This is a genomic window from Ruegeria sp. CDSC045 (genome assembly GCF_059610725.1).
The window spans coordinates 541,114-555,824 of the sequence record NZ_JBXWOE010000001.1 but is presented as its reverse complement, the minus strand read 5'-3'; the positions used below and the strand labels follow the sequence as shown (position 1 = coordinate 555,824).

Here is a 14,711-nt window from a genome sequence, read left to right as displayed (position 1 = left end):
GATGATTGCGGTCCGCCCCATGATGCCCGAGGATGTCGCAGCAGCTTGCGATTTGCTCAACCAGATCATCGCCATTGGTGGTACGACTGCGTTCGAAACCCCTTTCTCCGAGGCGCAGTTTGCGCAGAGTTATCTATTGGGTCTCGATAAGATTTGCAGCCATGTGGCGATGGACGCGCAAGGTGAGGTTGCCGGGTTTCAATGGCTTGGGGTGAATGACGCACTGCCCGACGATTGTGCTGACATTGCGACCTTCACCCGCCGCGAACCGGTTTTGAAGGGGGCAGGGCGTGCCTTGTTTGAAGAAACCGCCAAATTTGCCGTAGGGGTTGGGCTCGGTTCCATCAGCGCGACAATAAGGGCTGATAACCGGATGGGCCTGAACTATTACGAGAAGATGGGATTCCAAGATTACTCGGTTGATTTTGGTGTGCCCCTTCGTGACGGCACGCCGGTCGATAGGATTACCAAACGGATTGATCTGAGATTGGAGATACCATGCTGATCGTAACCGGAACTATCGAAATTACGCCGGAAGGTGTCGAGGCTGCCAGAAAAGCTGCGCAAGAGATGGTCTCCGAGACAGTCAAGGAATCGGGTTGTCTGGTTTATGAGTTCAGCCAAATTCTGGGTCATGCCAATCGGTTTCGGATCTACGAAGAATGGGAAAGCCAGGCCGCGCTCGAGGCGCATTTTGCCACGCCGCATATGGCGAGGTTTCAGGCGGTTTTGGGCACGGTCGGAGTGACCGAAAGTCAGATCTATCGCATCACCGGCGGCGACAAGAAGCCGCTGCGGTGATCCTAACCCCATAAGGTGGGCTCGGCGAATTCGATGGAGTTTCCGGACGGGTCGCGAACGTAAAGTGACAATGCTCCGTTCGGCCATTCGAATTCAGCGTCTACGGGCACGTTCCAATCAATCAGATGTTTTCGCATCACCGCGATTTGCGCGCGCGCCATGCCAAAGCAGGCATGACCCGGACCTTGGGCGCCATGGGCGGGAACAGGCAGGCGCGGGTTGTCCGGAGGTTTTTCGGTCTCTGCCGCATTGAATAGCAGCAACACTGAACCACCCACCTTGTAGAACACATGTCGGTTGGCGACACGCTGGATTTGCTCAAGCGCCAGAACGTCCCCATAGAAATGCTCTGCAGCATCCAGGTCGTCGACATAAAGTGACGCTTCTAGAAGGCCGGTTGGCTGCGGAATGTCAGGTGATACCTTCATTCCTCTATCCTATCACAAATAGGCGTTTCGGTCACCGACGTGGGCGCTGGTCCCGTTTGCGCGAAGAAGATGGCGCAAGGGCAGGCATAGATAGGCTATCCCATTGCCCCGGCTCAAGCCCGCCCAATGTCCAGTCGCCAATCCGGGCGCGGATCAGTCGAAGTGTCGGGTGCCCAACGGCCGCCGTCATCCGGCGCACTTGCCTGTTTCGACCTTCTCGAAGGACCAGTTCGACCCAACAATCCGACACCGTCTGCCGCACTCTGATCGGCGGGTTGCGCGACCACAATGCCTCGGGCTGATCCATCAATCGCGCCTTGGCAGGGCGGGTCAAGCCCTCCTTCAGCTCAACACCATCGCGCAGGGCTTTTAGGGCGGAGGCGTCTGGCTCCCCTTCGACCTGCACCCAATAGGTCTTAGCCATTTTATGCTTGGGATCGGCTATCTGCGCCTGAAGGCGGCCATTGTCGGTCAACAGCATCAAACCTTCGCTATCGCGGTCCAATCGCCCGGCGGGATACACGTCCGGCAGATCAATGAAATCCGACAGCGTACTGCGCGGAGACTCCGCATTCGCGCGATCCGTGAACTGCGGCAATACATTGAATGGTTTATTGAAGCGGATGAACCAGGACATTACCCGCCATAGCCCGGCGATCGAATTGGTGCAACCTGTGGATAACTGTCATCGGCCTGTTACGGATTCGGAATACTCAATCCCCGAGATATTGTGGAAACTCAGGGCTTGTCAGAGCTTTGACACGATATATAGTAAAGCTAAGGCCGGGGCGGGGGTTCTCCGCTCTGATGTCAAAAGAGGCAGAGCAGAGCGTGGAGCGATTCTGATATGGACGGAGACTTCAGGACCGAATTTGTCAGGGAACCCGGTGCGCTCAAGCATCATCCGGCATTGGTTTTGAACGCCGATTACCGCCCCTTGTCCTACTATCCACTATCGCTCTGGCCGTGGCAGGAGGCCATAAAAGCTGCCTGGCTGGACAGGGTGGATATCGTCGCCGAATATGACGAAGTTGTCCGAAGCCCGAGCACCGAGATACGAATACCCTCGGTCGTTGTGCTGAAAGATTATGTAAAACCCAGAAAGCGCGTGGCCTTCACGCGCTTTAATTTATTTCTGAGGGATGAATTCCGCTGCCAATACTGTGGCAGCCGTGGGGATCTGACCTTTGATCATGTGATCCCGCGCGCGGCGGGCGGGGTGACAAGCTGGCAGAACGTTGTTGCGGCCTGTAGCCCATGTAACTTGCGCAAAGGGTCTAAATCACTGCGGCAAGCAGGAATGACATTGCGCAAGCCTCCGCGGCAGCCGGATGCCGAGGCTTTGCGCAACGTTGGACGAAAATTCCCACCGAACCACTTGCATGACAGTTGGATCGACTTTCTCTATTGGGATGCGGAACTGGACGAGCTCTAACGGCCTTCACGCCACGCGGCGAACCAGAGCAGAACCAGAACGAAAGACAAAGCGGCATTCCATCCGGCCATGGAAACACCAAATAACTCCCATGGAATATCATCACAGCGTACCAGTGGTGCCGACATGATCTGATCCAGCAGTTCTTCTGCCGACAGACCGCCGATGCTGCTTGATGTGCAGCTTGACGGACCTTCCCACAAACCGCGTTCTACACCAGCGTGATAGACACCAATGACCGCAGTGGTCAGCGCCGCCATGACGCCTAAAAGAGGGAGGATCGCCAGCCGAGGTAGCGCAAGCGCCGCAGCACCGATCAGGATGGCGACAGCATGCGGATAGCGTTGCCAGATGCACATTTTGCAGGGTGGAAGCCCGCCGAGATACTGAAACGCAAAGGCCCCAAGCAGCAATGCCACAGATCCAAACGTGGCAACCAGGACCAGTAAATTTCGTCTTGTCATAGGAATCTCACCGCTAGGAACCCGCCGAACAAAAGGATGATGAACAGGGTAAACATAAGGCCCAGCCGCTTTTCTATGAAGGTGCGGATCGGCTCTCCGAACCCCCAAAGCAGACCGGCGACGATGAAGAACCGGATCGCTCGGGCCAGAATCGAGGTGGCAATGAAGGTGCCCAGGGGCATCCCTGTCCAGCCGGACATGATGGTGATGACCTTATAGGGAAAAGGCGTAACCCCAGCGGCCAGAACGGCCCAGAAACCAAAGTCATTGAACCGTGTGTTGAACTCTTCCATGGCGTGGGCCTTGCCCATGGATTCAAGGATGGGCTGGCCGAGGCTCTCATAAAAGAACGCACCGATTGCATAGCCTAACATTCCGCCCAAAACCGAAGCTACCAGTGCCACAGAAGCAATCAGCCAGGCCCGGGAGGGTCGGGCAAGGATCATGGGAATCATCAGAACGTCCGGCGGTATCGGAAAGAAAGAGCTTTCGATGAAGGAAACAATAGCCAGCGCCCACAGGGCATTCGGGTGTTCTGCCAGACGAATGGTCCAGTCATAAAGAGGTCGCAGCATCAGGTGCAATTTCCCTGTACATGTGTTGGGTAAGCCAAATCATGCGCCCCGCAGGCCGTCAACCTTGCAGGCTGGAACATTCCTCAATCAGGGTGTTTTTTGCCTCTGGACCTTCTCGATTTTGAACGCTAATTCAGTGTCCGTGGCCCAAGTGGCGGAATGGTAGACGCAGGGGATTCAAAATCCCCCGGTAGTGATACCGTGCCGGTTCGAGTCCGGCCTTGGGTACCAAAGTAAAAACAGAGGGTTAGGGGAACCTGCCTTCTGTTTTTTCTTTCCGGCAGTTCTAATTGCTCGCATTCCCAACTCGCACTTTCGCGTTCTGGTCAGAATTCCCGATGTCAAAAGCGCATAATTGGATGTGTTTGCGGTCACTGCGGGGCAGATGCGCAAGAAAAGCTTCAAAGGCGGGGAAAATTCAGGGGGGCTTGTCAAATCTGAGGATACGCCTGCTTTGGTGACCTGCTGGCCTTGACAAGCTAATGCTCAGAATGAAACCTCTTACGGGTTGGGAGATTCTGAAAAATCAAAGATATGCCTGCTGCATAGCGGGCGTTGTTGCATATCGCAGGGCCATTTATCCGGCGCTTTGATGTGTCTCCCACCAGAAAAATAATGGGAGTTCACTTATGAAAAACAGCAGCAAGCTTAGCCTCGGCGCGGTTGTCACGGCGGCTCTGATGGCGCCTGCGGCCTATGCCGAAGAGTTTATCACGATCGGCACAGGTGGCGTGACCGGGGTGTATTACCCAACTGGCGGTGCAATCTGTCGTCTGGTCAACAAAGGGCGTAAGGAACATGGTGTGCGCTGCTCGGTCGAATCGACCGGCGGTTCTGTGTACAACATCAACACCATTCGCGAAGGCGAGCTGGAGTTTGGTGTTGCGCAGTCCGACTGGCAGTACCATGCCTATAACGGCAGCTCGAAATTCGAAGAGGCAGGCCCGTTTGAAAACCTGCGCGCCGTCTTCTCGGTTCACCCCGAACCGTTTACCGTTGTGGCCCGTGCCGATTCCGGTGTGACCAATTTCGAAGACCTGAAAGGCAAGCGCGTAAATATCGGTAACCCCGGTTCCGGTCAGCGTGGCACCATGGAGGTTCTGCTGGGCGAAATGGGCTGGTCCACTGACGATTTCGAACTGGCGACCGAGTTGAAGGCGGCGGAACAGTCTGCGGCGCTTTGCGACAACCAGATTGACGCAATGGTCTATACCGTGGGTCACCCCTCGGGCTCGATTCAAGAAGCCACGACGGCTTGCGACTCGGTTCTGGTCAATGTCAGCGGCGAGGCCGTGGACAAGCTGGTCAACGACAACTCGTTCTACCGTACAGCTACCATTCCCGGCGGCATGTACCGCGGGTCGGATGGTGATACAGCGACATTCGGCGTTGGCGCGACCTTCGTGACTTCGGCGGATGTGTCGGATGATGCGGTTTATGCGGTTGTCAGCTCGGTTTTCGAGAACTTCGATGACTTCAAAAAGCTTCACCCGGCATTTGCCAACCTCAAGCCCGAAGAGATGATCGCGGACGGCTTGTCAGCCCCGCTGCATCCGGGTGCCGAGAAGTACTACAAAGAAAAAGGCTGGATTCAATAAGCCAGACCTGACGCGGGGTGCCCGTCGGGCGCCCCGCACAAAACCTGTATCAAGCGGGTGATTCAGAAGGCCGCAAATGGCCACGACGGGGAGACATTTTCATGAGTTCCGAGACACAATCGAACCGCCCGCTATCCGAAGAAGAACTACAGGATCTGGTCGCATCTTCAGATGCCGGAGGGCGTAATCCGGTTGGGAATGTAGGCGTTTTCCTTGCGATCGTGGCGGCGATCTGGTCGATCTTTCAGGTCGTACTTGCTTCGCCCCTGGCGAACTATGTGTTGCCCGGCAGCGTGGTTAACAATTCGCGTCAGTTTCACCTGGCCTTTGCGATGTTTCTGGCCTTTGCAGCCTATCCGGCGCTGAAATCCAGCCCACGGGATTATATCCCTGTGCAGGATTGGATCATGGGCCTTCTGGGCGCGTTTGTGGCGCTGTACGGATATTTCTTCTACACCAAGATCGTTGATGCCGGAGGGCTGGCAGACGATACAGACAAATGGATCGCTCTGGGCGGTCTGTTGCTGTTGTTCGAGGCCGCGCGTCGTGCACTTGGCCCGGCGATGGCGATCATTGCGACGATCTTTCTGGCCTATGTCTTCTTCGGATCAGGTTCTGGAATAGAAAACAACTTGTTTAGATGGGCGGCTGCCGCGGGATTGGTTGTCGCGTCCTATCTGGCCTATCGTTTTGTAAGCATAGCCCTCGCTATTCCCATTTTAATCGTCGGTGCCATGATCGTCTTTGGCTTGCCGGAGGTTATCCAGTGGAAGGGCGCCAGCCTGAAAAAGGCGATGAGCCATATGTGGATCACCTCCGAGGGCGTGTTCGGTATCGCCTTGGGTGTTTCGACCAAGTTTGTATTCCTGTTTGTTCTGTTTGGCGCCTTGTTGGATAAGGCCGGGGCAGGGAACTATTTCATCAAGATGGCCTTTGGCGCGCTGGGTCACCTGCGCGGCGGCCCCGCCAAGGCGGCGGTTGTGGGCTCAGCTGCGACCGGTCTGATCTCGGGCTCGTCCATCGCAAACGTTGTGACCACCGGCACCTTCACCATTCCGCTTATGAAACGCGTTGGGTTTAGCAGCGAACAGGCGGGTTCGGTCGAGGTCGCCAGTTCGGTGAACGGGCAGATCATGCCACCCGTTATGGGCGCTGCAGCCTTCTTGATGGTAGAATATGTGGGTATTTCCTATGTCGAGGTGATCACCCACGCCTTCCTGCCAGCGGCGATCTCATACATTGCTCTGGTCTATATCGTGCATCTCGAAGCCGTAAAGCGGAACATGCCCACGTTGGGCGACCGCGAAGTGAAGCTGGCACGTACCGTGGTTGGTATGTTCTCGTTCTTCATTGTTTTTGCTGGGCTCTGCTATGGCTCTCAATTCCCTGTGGACGCAGTGACAAATTGGATGCCGAACTCGGCCGGTCTGGTCCTCAGCCTGATCATCTGCGCAATTTACGTGGCGCTGCTGTATCTGGCCGCACAGGTGCCCGATCTGGAACCCGATGACCCGAATGCCAAAGAGGTGACGCTGCCGGTCATTAGCGAGATCTACAAGGCGGGCCTGCACTACCTTCTGCCGATCATCGTGCTGGTCTATTTCCTGATGATTGAACAGAAATCGCCCGGTCTTTCGGCCTTTTGGGCCACGTCATTGCTGTTCGTGATCCTGCTGACGCAGAAACCGCTGAAGGCGATGTTCCGGGGGCAAAGCAACCTCTACAACGCGTTCATCGACGGTGTCGCGGATCTGTGGCAGGGCATGATCGACGGCGCGCGCAACATGATCGGTATCGCGCTGGCGACGGCCACGGCGGGTGTGATCGTTGGTACCGTGACTCTGACCGGTGTGGGCCAAGTGATGGCCGATCTGGTCGAGTTCCTGTCGGGCGGCAATCTGATCCTGATGCTGATCATGGTTGGTATCCTAAGCCTGATTCTGGGTATGGGCCTGCCGACCACTGCGAACTATATCGTCGTCAGTTCTTTGATGGCCGGTGTGGTCGTGGAGCTGGGCGCGCAGAGCGGGCTGATTGTGCCGCTGATCGCGGTGCATCTGTTTGTCTTCTACTTTGGCATCATGGCGGATGTGACACCGCCCGTGGGGCTGGCCAGTTTCGCGGCTGCGGCTGTATCGGGGGGCGATGCGATCAAGACTGGATTCATCGCCTTCTTCTATAGCCTGCGCACGGTCGCGTTGCCGTTTGTCTTCATCTTCAACACAGACCTTCTGTTGATTGATGTGACCTGGGTCGAAGGGATAATCGTTGCGATATTTGCGACGATAGCGATCCTTGTCTTTACGGCGGGCACGATGGGCTACTTCCTGACCCGCAGCCGGATCTATGAAAGCGTTGCCTTGGTCGCGGTTGCTTTCGCACTATTCCGTCCGGATTACTTTATGGACAGGATTTCACCTCCATATCAGACCGTTGAACCGGCAGCTTTCACCGAAACGATCGGGGAAACACCGCCCGGAACCGAGGTGCGTCTGGTCATCAGCGGCCCGGATTTCGACACGCTTGAGATGGTGGATACCACGGTTGTCGTCTCGGTCGGCGACGAAGACGGCGGTCCTGCACGGGTTGATGCGATGGGTCTACTGCTGATCGAAGAGGACGGTCTGATCAAGCTGGAAGAGCCGTTGTTCGGCGCGCCTGTTGCCGATGATTTGGGCAACTTCGACTATTACGGGGATGAGGCCGTGCGCCTGACCTCGGTCAGCCTGCCGTCAAGCCAGCCACCCAAGCAGCTGGTCTATATCCCGGCGATGATCCTGTTGGGTCTGATCGCCTTCCTGCAACGCGGCCGTGCCGCCAGACAAGGGGTGCCCGCATGACACGTTCTGTTCTGTGTGCTGTTGATATCAGCAATGGCAAAATTGATGGCCCGGTCCTTCAAAAGGCCGCTGCATTGGCCGATTTGGAGGGGGCGCAGCTGGATGTGGTCAGTGTTCTGCCGGATTTTGGAGAAAGCTGGGTGTCCGGCTTTTTCCAGGCGGATTTCCATGAAAAGGCTTTGGCTGAGGCGCAGAAACAACTGACCGAGCTGTGCGCATCAACATTGGGCCGTGAGCGCAATGAAAAGATCCGCCATGTGGTGGCCACGGGCACGGCCTATCAGGAGATCCTGAAAACCGCAGAAAGCGCCGGATCTGACCTGATCGTCATTGGGGCGCATAAGCCGGACTTCAAGGACTACCTGCTGGGTCCGAATGCTGCGCGCGTCGTGCGGCATTCGACAGTCTCGGTCTACGTGGTGCGATGATCTAATACCCGGTCATTTCAAGATAGCCACGGCCTGAATGGGTGCCTGAGGCCGTAACGGGCCCCTCCCAATAGGCAAAGCGCGTTGCCATCCAGGCTTTGGGTGTCAGGGCGCTGACGACAACATCCACCCCGCGGGCGGGGAGTGTGACACGCCATTCAATCGGGATATCCCGGTCGGCAACTTGGGCGGTCTGGAGCGGTTCAAAAAAGACGGAACCATCGTCAAGCGCGGTGGTTTCGCCATCCTTGCCAATCCAGGTGGCAGAGGTGAAATCGTCGGCCTCTCCGCGCAGGCGAAAGGCCATCAGCTTGTCGCCGCCCTCAAAGCTGAGCGAGAACCAATCCCATCCGCTTTGATCCTCGGCCAAAGGTTGCGAGGACCATTCCCGGTCCAGCCATCCCTGTCCGGTTACCGCAACATCCCCATCCGGCAGATGCAGGGTGCCTGTCAGGTCGAAAAACGGCTGTGAGTAGTAATGGCTTGCCTGCCCCTGCGCAGATTTGACCGAATACCCGGCATTGCCGTGAAAGACCAAAGGCCCCGTTGCGCGCAGTGACAGATTGTAGCCGAAATCGGAACCGTTGGCCCTAATCTTCAGCGCATTAAAGTCGGGTCCGCGCATGTACCATTCGTCGATCCAGGCTTCGAATGGGGTGGCGGTTACCCCGGCCTGACCGATACCGCCCCGCGACAGGCGTTCAGCAAAGTAATGGGCATCAGGGGTGGTCAAGGCGGCATGGCCCAACCACAACTGCGGACTTTGCCAGGATTGCTCTTCATAGGGTTTCAGCGCCGAGCGGAACAAAGTCCATTGCACTCCGTAATCGCGCCCGTCTTCTCCTTTCAGGTTCGCGGTCAGATACCACCATTCGATCTTGAAAGTGGGATGGGGACCGTGATCCTGCGGAAAGCTCAACTGATACCCAAGCTGGGGGACGTCGAACCCCTCGGCCTCACCTCCAAGACCGGCAAAGCCCTGCGCCCGAAGTTGGGCGGGCAATAGCAGGGCCAGAATTAGGAACCAGGCTTTAGCGTTCATTGGCAAACACTCTTAACAACTCGGCAGGAGGGATGCGCAGCAACCGAAGGGCTGGAACCGCAGCGGCGATAACAGCGGCCAGTAAGGTCAGAAGAAATAGATAGAACCAGTCGCTTGGGAATAGGTACATTGGTAACCGCCAGCCAAACGCCTCGACATTGATGACCGTCAGCAACGTCCAGGCCAGAACCAACCCAAGCGGCAAGGCCAGCGCGGCGGTCAGAGAGGCGAGAAGCACGCTCTGCGTCAGTTCAAACCGCGCCAGTTGCGCCCGCGTCAGGCCAAGCGCCCAGACCGGTGCGATCTGAGGCAGCCGTTGTGTCCAAAGCGTCAGCAGGCTGGTCAGGATTGCAAATCCAGCAACCCCAAGCGTCAGGATATTCAGCGCAGAGGTCACCACAAATGTGTCCTCGAAGATTTCCGTGGATCGGGCCTTCATGTCCGCTTGATGAACGACTGCCTGCGGAGGAAGGTCAAATTCCGCCCGAAGCCTTTCGGCAACATCGCTGGCCTGATCAGGGGGCATGCGAACGCCATATCGCCGTTCCTCGGTATTGGGTGCGATATCTTCCAAAAGCTCCATCGACACGATGGCTTGTCCGGTTGGATTGCCATAATCAGAATAGACCCCTGCAATGACAAGCTTGTGACCCGGGCGGAGCGTGATTTGATCTCCGGGCCACAAATTGGATCTGCGCGCAAGCTGTTCGTTGATCAGAACGGCGGTTCCGGACATCACCTGATCCCATACTCCGGGCACTGAGGCGATCAGCGGCCAATTTTCTTGATAAACCGGGTTGTTCACCACACCGTAAAGAAACAAGGGCCCGCTTTCATGCGTCAGCTCGACGTTGCGGATTGGCAATACGGCATCGACCTGCGGCAAGAGCCATTGCTTGATGTCCTGCGCCTGCTGTTCGTCGGCTGCGGTCACATACAGCTCGGAAGTCAGCCTTTGGTCAAGCCATCCGGTAAAGGTCAGCCGAAAGCTCGACACCATGGTGCCCACGCCGATATTTGCGGCCAGAGCCAACATCAACGCCATCAGGGCCAATGAAAGCCCGGGCAGTTGCGCCTGCATGTCGGCGAATACCCATTGTCTGACCGGGCCGTTCTGTAGCTTCTGAAGTCCGGTTACTGCGATCAGCAAGAGAAACGGTAAAATCAACGCAGAACCCGTCAGGATTCCGGCAACCAGCACGAACCCTGCGACCAAACCGTCGGCCACAAAGATTGAAACGATCCCCAACCCAATCAGGAATACTCCGATCAGAGCCAATCTTTTGGTTGCAGTGTCATCCCCCCGCCAGGCCTGCGGACCCGGGCTTGATAACAGCGGCAGCCGAGCCAATCGGAACAAAGCCTGAGAACTGGCCAAGAGCGTTCCGAACAGGGCCATGGCCAAGCCCGCGAGAACCCAGTGCAGTTGAAGCGATAGCTGACCTTCAACTGGTGCACCATACAACCCGCGTAGGGTGGATGCCACGTCGGGCAGCAAGGCCCCGGCCAGCAAGAACCCCAGGACCAGACCGGCGCCCCCTCCAATCAGGGCCAACAGCGACAGTTCGGCCAGGATGATCCAGATGATCCGGCGCATCGATACGCCCAGCGCACGGATTGTCCGGATGATCGCTCGGCGCTGCGCAAAAGCCAACCCGACGGTGCCATGGACGATGAACAGCCCGACGGCAAAGGACAAAAGCGCGAAGGCAGAGAGGTTGAGGTGGAAGCTCTCTGTCAGTTGTGCCGTGTCCAATCTGGTTGAGGCTGCAATTCGTGTCAGATCAGGAGCGATCTGCTCAAGCGGCGGGATCGCTCGGGGTTGATCAGGCAGGATGACCAGACGTGAAATCTGCCCCTTTTTGTCAAGCAGCTGCTCGGCGATGCCAATATCGGTAAAGACCAGATCAGGCGGCAGCGCGTCGCTGGACAGGATCGGCGGCAGGTCGCTGGCTTGCTCCAGAACCTGGACCAGTTCCGGCGCGACCAGTATCCTGCCGGGCGCGGTCAGCATGTCTGCGGGATCGGGCGGCGTATCGCTTTGTTCCAGACGGCTGAGGGCGGGCAGGGGTGGAAAGGCGACCAAGTCGACCCCCATGACCTGCAGATTGCGCCCGCTATGGCGCCAACGCCCCTCAAGCACCGCGGCGACCTGCCAGCCAGCCCGACGCAAGCTGACATAATGGTCGATCGTCAAATTCCCCGAGGTGGCGTGCAACTCATCGTATTGACCAAATGAGAGCTGATCATTGGCCCGTTGATAGCTTGCCCGGGCCTCGGAATTTATGGCTTGAACTGCCGACCACAGCCCGGTCGCAAGCGCAATGCCGGTCAACAAGGTCAATAGCTGAAGCCAATGGGTGCGCCAGTGGGACACCAACGCCTGTATGATGGCCAAAGTCACGAGATAAGGCCGCCGGACAGGCGGACCTGTTGGTCCAGACGGGCTGCTATGTCCTGCGAATGTGTCACCAAAAGCAGGGCTGCGCTGGTTTCGGCGACTAGCGCAAGCATCAAATCCAATACATTGGTGCTTGCGACCTCATCCAGATTTCCTGTTGGTTCATCCGCGAGCAAAAGACTGGGGCGCGGCGCAAGGGCGCGCCCGATGGCAACGCGTTGCTGCTGGCCGCCGGACAGGTTCTCGGGAAAGCGGTCCAGCAGGTCCCGCAATCCCAGTTTGTCGGCAAGATGATCGCACCAGTCCGGATCATGTTTACCGGCAAGCCGGGCATGGAAGGACAGGTTTTGGCCGACCGTCAACGACGGGATCAGATTGAACTGTTGGAATACCAGGGCCACACGCTCGCGCCGAAGGGCTGCGCGCCCGGTATCGTCTAGTGTGGACAGGTTGGTTCCGCCCAGTGAGATTTCGCCCGCATCGAATATGTCCAGCGCACCTGCGAGATTTAGAAGCGTGCTTTTGCCACTGCCACTTTCCCCGGTTAGGGCAAGCGTTTGGCCATGATTCAACGACAGAGATACTCCGTTCAAAATCGGTCGACCGTTTGCATATGATTTATGGACATCAGTTATTGTAAGCAGCATTCATAGGCGCCCTGTATTCTGCCACTCACAATTTGCAGCCGACCGAAGCGGTGTCCAGTTCAATGCTGCTTTCGTTTCCATTCGTCGCAGACCGCAGGGTTGCTCGGTCAGGCATTTGAGGCGATTGTGACTGGACGTCTAAAAAGAGGGGATGGGCACCGGTGACCTTATCCGAACAGATTATCTGGGGCAGCATATATTTGGGTATCTGCTTTTTGATAGAAATTGCCCTGCTGACCTGGTGCATGCAGATCATCCGCGTGATGTCGATCAAACTGGAAAAAAGCAAAAGGTTCGTCACCATTGCAAGCCCGCTGACTATCGCGCTGATTTTTATCGTGATGATCCATACCTTTCAGGTCTGGCTTTGGGCGATTGTCTGGGTCTTTGGGGATGTTTTGGCGGACTGGAACTCGGCGCTGTATTTCTCTCTGGTTACGTTCACAACGCTGGGCTACGGCGACATTGTTCTGGACGACGGGCTGCGCATTTTTGGTGCCTTTGCCTCGGTCACCGGGCTTTTGGCATTTGGGCTGTCCACAGCCTTTTTGGTCGCGGTCATGTCGCGGGTGCTGCAGGAAGAGTCGATCCTTTAAAGGATTGGTGCGAACAACCGCGCCAGAGGCGAGCCGAACCGAATATAGGCCGGTTGTTCGGGCAAGGTTTTGTCCAGCTCATAGCTGGATTCAAAGTCCATCAGCAGCATGTTGTGAACCGCATGGGCCGCGTCCTTGTCAAAGAACAGGGCCATCGCCTCAAAATTCAGGCGGAAAGAGCGATTGTCCAGATTGGTGGTCCCAACAGCGGTCAGAGTGTCGTCCACCAGAAATACTTTTTGATGCATGAATCCATCAGTGTACCGGTAGACCCGCGCGCCGCATTCCCTGATCTCGTCGAAATAGGCAAAGGCCGCCAGCCAAGGCAAGCGGTGATCAATCACGTCGGGAACCAGAATGCGAACATCTACCCCGCGCATTGCGGCGTGGCGTAGTGCGGTCATGATGTCGATATCAGGAACGAAATAGGGGGATGCGATCCACAATCGTTCCTTTGCTTCCGTGATTGCAGAAAAGAACATCATGGCGCCGGTTTCGGTTTCGTCCCCCGGACCTGTGGCGACGAGAAGGGCGTTCATGTCCTGATCAGATTCCTGACCCGCCCAGGCCAGTTGATCTATCAGGTCTTCTTGATGCGCCCAGTACCAGTCCTCCGTAAAGATCAGTTGTAGTTGGCGCACGATATGTCCAGTCAGCCTAATGTGTGTGTCCCGCCAATGTCCGAACTTTGCGGACTGACCGAGATATTCGTCGCCGACATTGTGGCCGCCGATAAAGCCGATCTCACCGTCTATGATCACCGTTTTCCTGTGATTGCGATAGTTTAGCTGAAATCGCTGTCCTGGATGGCGCTTTTCATGCTGACCGGCAACGTGAATTCCCGCCGCGCGCAGCGACGTGATGTAGCTTGTCGGTAGGCCATAACTGCCTACGGCGTCGGTCATAAAGCGAACTTGCACGCCGCGCTCTGCGGCGGCGATCAGTTTGCTTTGCAGTTGCCGCCCCAATCCGTCATCACGCACGATGTAGAATTGGACAAGCACATAGTCCTGAGCCGCGTCGATAGCCTGAAAGATAGCGTCAAAAGTTGCCTGCCCATCGACAAGCAATTCTGCACCGTTGCCGCGTGATATGGGTAGATGCGCAAGCTCTTCGAAAGGGAGTGGGTTGATCGAAATCATGCCCGGATCTGGGCGCGAAAAATCCGCAAAGCTCTTTATCCCTTCGACAACAGTCTCAGCGTGCTTTCGGGCCAGGCGATACCCGCGAAAACGATGATGTCCCAGAAACAAGTACAGCGGTACGCCAGCTATCGGCGCCGAGATCAAAAACACCACCCATCCCACGGCACCCTGCGGTGTGCGCGCTGTTTGAGCCGCGCGTATCGAAAAGACCGCGGCAGTCAGGTACAAACATAGGACAAAGAGGGAAACAAAGAGTGTCAGCATGGAGGATTCGATCCTGGCATTTTCCTTAGTGTTTCAAGTTGCATTGG

Annotated in this window: 15 protein-coding genes and 1 tRNA gene; 8 read left to right on the top strand and 8 right to left on the bottom strand. The window is 56.6% G+C overall.

Translation table 11 applies throughout. The features are described 5' to 3' along the window. Position 1 precedes the first annotated feature (1 nt). Both AC2FH6_RS02795 and AC2FH6_RS02790 read left to right on the top strand, forming a co-directional pair. On the top strand, positions 2–505 hold the full coding sequence (locus AC2FH6_RS02795; RefSeq protein WP_281972058.1) for a GNAT family N-acetyltransferase: 504 nt from the start codon (positions 2–4) through the stop codon (positions 503–505). Then, positions 499–801 (top strand): putative quinol monooxygenase, encoded by a 303-nt coding sequence (locus AC2FH6_RS02790; protein ID WP_496701089.1) that lies wholly within the window; start codon positions 499–501, stop codon positions 799–801. Before AC2FH6_RS02795 ends, AC2FH6_RS02790 begins: the two co-directional genes overlap by 7 nt. Before the next feature lie 2 nt (positions 802–803). Here AC2FH6_RS02790 and AC2FH6_RS02785 read toward each other — a convergent pair whose 3' ends face one another. Next, positions 804–1,229, bottom strand: a complete 426-nt coding sequence (locus AC2FH6_RS02785; protein WP_496701087.1) for a VOC family protein — start codon at positions 1,227–1,229, stop codon at positions 804–806. A 31-nt stretch (positions 1,230–1,260) separates the two neighbouring features. Further along, the gene (locus AC2FH6_RS02780) at positions 1,261–1,866 is read right to left on the bottom strand and encodes a pseudouridine synthase (RefSeq protein ID WP_496701085.1); all 606 of its coding nucleotides are present in this window, start codon (positions 1,864–1,866) and stop codon (positions 1,261–1,263) included. Positions 1,867–2,076: 210 nt separating this feature from the next. Here AC2FH6_RS02780 and AC2FH6_RS02775 point away from each other — a divergent pair, with 210 nt between their 5' ends. Then, positions 2,077–2,664, top strand: a complete 588-nt coding sequence (locus AC2FH6_RS02775) for an HNH endonuclease (protein WP_142633663.1) — start codon at positions 2,077–2,079, stop codon at positions 2,662–2,664. On the opposite strand, the gene AC2FH6_RS02770 is transcribed toward AC2FH6_RS02775, so the two are convergent. Further along, positions 2,661–3,128: a disulfide bond formation protein B gene (locus AC2FH6_RS02770; RefSeq protein WP_271947233.1), complete on the bottom strand. Its 468-nt coding sequence runs from the start codon at positions 3,126–3,128 to the stop codon at positions 2,661–2,663. The two genes, AC2FH6_RS02775 and AC2FH6_RS02770, sit on opposite strands and share 4 nt — an antisense overlap. Beyond that, positions 3,125–3,703: a YqaA family protein gene (locus AC2FH6_RS02765; protein WP_496700406.1), complete on the bottom strand. Its 579-nt coding sequence runs from the start codon at positions 3,701–3,703 to the stop codon at positions 3,125–3,127. Before AC2FH6_RS02765 ends, AC2FH6_RS02770 begins: the two co-directional genes overlap by 4 nt. Positions 3,704–3,848: 145 nt before the next feature. Between AC2FH6_RS02765 and AC2FH6_RS02760 the strand changes: the two genes are divergently transcribed. From AC2FH6_RS02760 to AC2FH6_RS02745, 4 genes are all read left to right on the top strand, one after another. Then, positions 3,849–3,934, top strand: a tRNA-Leu gene (locus AC2FH6_RS02760). A 398-nt stretch (positions 3,935–4,332) separates the two neighbouring features. After that, positions 4,333–5,301, top strand: a complete 969-nt coding sequence (locus tag AC2FH6_RS02755) for a TAXI family TRAP transporter solute-binding subunit (RefSeq protein WP_142633669.1) — start codon at positions 4,333–4,335, stop codon at positions 5,299–5,301. A 101-nt stretch (positions 5,302–5,402) separates the two neighbouring features. After that, a complete protein-coding gene (locus tag AC2FH6_RS02750) occupies positions 5,403–8,141 on the top strand; it encodes a TRAP transporter permease (protein ID WP_496701082.1) in 2,739 nt (912 codons plus the stop codon). Then, positions 8,138–8,569 carry a universal stress protein gene (locus AC2FH6_RS02745; protein WP_496701080.1) on the top strand — a complete coding sequence of 144 codons (432 nt, stop codon included), beginning with the start codon at positions 8,138–8,140 and terminating at the stop codon, positions 8,567–8,569. The genes AC2FH6_RS02750 and AC2FH6_RS02745 overlap by 4 nt, the downstream gene beginning before the upstream one ends. A 1-nt stretch (position 8,570) precedes the next feature. On the opposite strand, the gene AC2FH6_RS02740 is transcribed toward AC2FH6_RS02745, so the two are convergent. The 3 genes from AC2FH6_RS02740 to AC2FH6_RS02730 are packed head-to-tail and all read right to left on the bottom strand — an operon-like array spanning position 8,571 to position 12,659. Further along, entirely contained in the window at positions 8,571–9,611 is a 1,041-nt protein-coding gene (locus AC2FH6_RS02740) for a lipocalin-like domain-containing protein (protein ID WP_496701078.1), read from the bottom strand. After that, on the bottom strand, positions 9,601–12,015 hold the full coding sequence (locus tag AC2FH6_RS02735; protein ID WP_496701076.1) for an ABC transporter permease: 2,415 nt from the start codon (positions 12,013–12,015) through the stop codon (positions 9,601–9,603). Before AC2FH6_RS02735 ends, AC2FH6_RS02740 begins: the two co-directional genes overlap by 11 nt. Next, a complete protein-coding gene (locus AC2FH6_RS02730) occupies positions 12,012–12,659 on the bottom strand; it encodes an ABC transporter ATP-binding protein (protein WP_496701074.1) in 648 nt (215 codons plus the stop codon). The genes AC2FH6_RS02735 and AC2FH6_RS02730 overlap by 4 nt, the downstream gene beginning before the upstream one ends. Before the next feature lie 161 nt (positions 12,660–12,820). On the opposite strand from AC2FH6_RS02730, the gene AC2FH6_RS02725 reads away from it, so the two are divergent. Further along, positions 12,821–13,255 (top strand): ion channel, encoded by a 435-nt coding sequence (locus AC2FH6_RS02725; protein ID WP_496701072.1) that lies wholly within the window; start codon positions 12,821–12,823, stop codon positions 13,253–13,255. On the opposite strand, the gene cls is transcribed toward AC2FH6_RS02725, so the two are convergent. Continuing rightward, positions 13,252–14,664, bottom strand: a complete 1,413-nt coding sequence (gene cls / locus AC2FH6_RS02720; RefSeq protein ID WP_496701070.1) for a cardiolipin synthase — start codon at positions 14,662–14,664, stop codon at positions 13,252–13,254. The two genes, AC2FH6_RS02725 and cls, sit on opposite strands and share 4 nt — an antisense overlap. Between the last annotated feature and the right edge of the window lie 47 nt (positions 14,665–14,711).

Excerpts from the sequence above, each read along its gene's own strand:
- AC2FH6_RS02750 (WP_496701082.1), top strand. The coding sequence starts at position 5,403 with ATGAGTTCCGAGACACAATCGAACCGCCCGCTATCCGAAGAAGAACTA.
- AC2FH6_RS02780 (WP_496701085.1), bottom strand. The coding sequence starts at position 1,866 with ATGTCCTGGTTCATCCGCTTCAATAAACCATTCAATGTATTGCCGCAG.
- AC2FH6_RS02785 (WP_496701087.1), bottom strand. The coding sequence starts at position 1,229 with ATGAAGGTATCACCTGACATTCCGCAGCCAACCGGCCTTCTAGAAGCG.
- AC2FH6_RS02795 (WP_281972058.1), top strand. The coding sequence starts at position 2 with ATGATTGCGGTCCGCCCCATGATGCCCGAGGATGTCGCAGCAGCTTGC.
- AC2FH6_RS02765 (WP_496700406.1), bottom strand. The coding sequence starts at position 3,703 with ATGCTGCGACCTCTTTATGACTGGACCATTCGTCTGGCAGAACACCCG.
- AC2FH6_RS02775 (WP_142633663.1), top strand. The coding sequence starts at position 2,077 with ATGGACGGAGACTTCAGGACCGAATTTGTCAGGGAACCCGGTGCGCTC.
- AC2FH6_RS02790 (WP_496701089.1), top strand. The coding sequence starts at position 499 with ATGCTGATCGTAACCGGAACTATCGAAATTACGCCGGAAGGTGTCGAG.
- AC2FH6_RS02755 (WP_142633669.1), top strand. The coding sequence starts at position 4,333 with ATGAAAAACAGCAGCAAGCTTAGCCTCGGCGCGGTTGTCACGGCGGCT.
- AC2FH6_RS02740 (WP_496701078.1), bottom strand. The coding sequence starts at position 9,611 with ATGAACGCTAAAGCCTGGTTCCTAATTCTGGCCCTGCTATTGCCCGCC.
- cls (WP_496701070.1), bottom strand. The coding sequence starts at position 14,664 with ATGCTGACACTCTTTGTTTCCCTCTTTGTCCTATGTTTGTACCTGACT.
- AC2FH6_RS02745 (WP_496701080.1), top strand. The coding sequence starts at position 8,138 with ATGACACGTTCTGTTCTGTGTGCTGTTGATATCAGCAATGGCAAAATT.
- AC2FH6_RS02770 (WP_271947233.1), bottom strand. The coding sequence starts at position 3,128 with ATGACAAGACGAAATTTACTGGTCCTGGTTGCCACGTTTGGATCTGTG.
- AC2FH6_RS02730 (WP_496701074.1), bottom strand. The coding sequence starts at position 12,659 with ATGCTGCTTACAATAACTGATGTCCATAAATCATATGCAAACGGTCGA.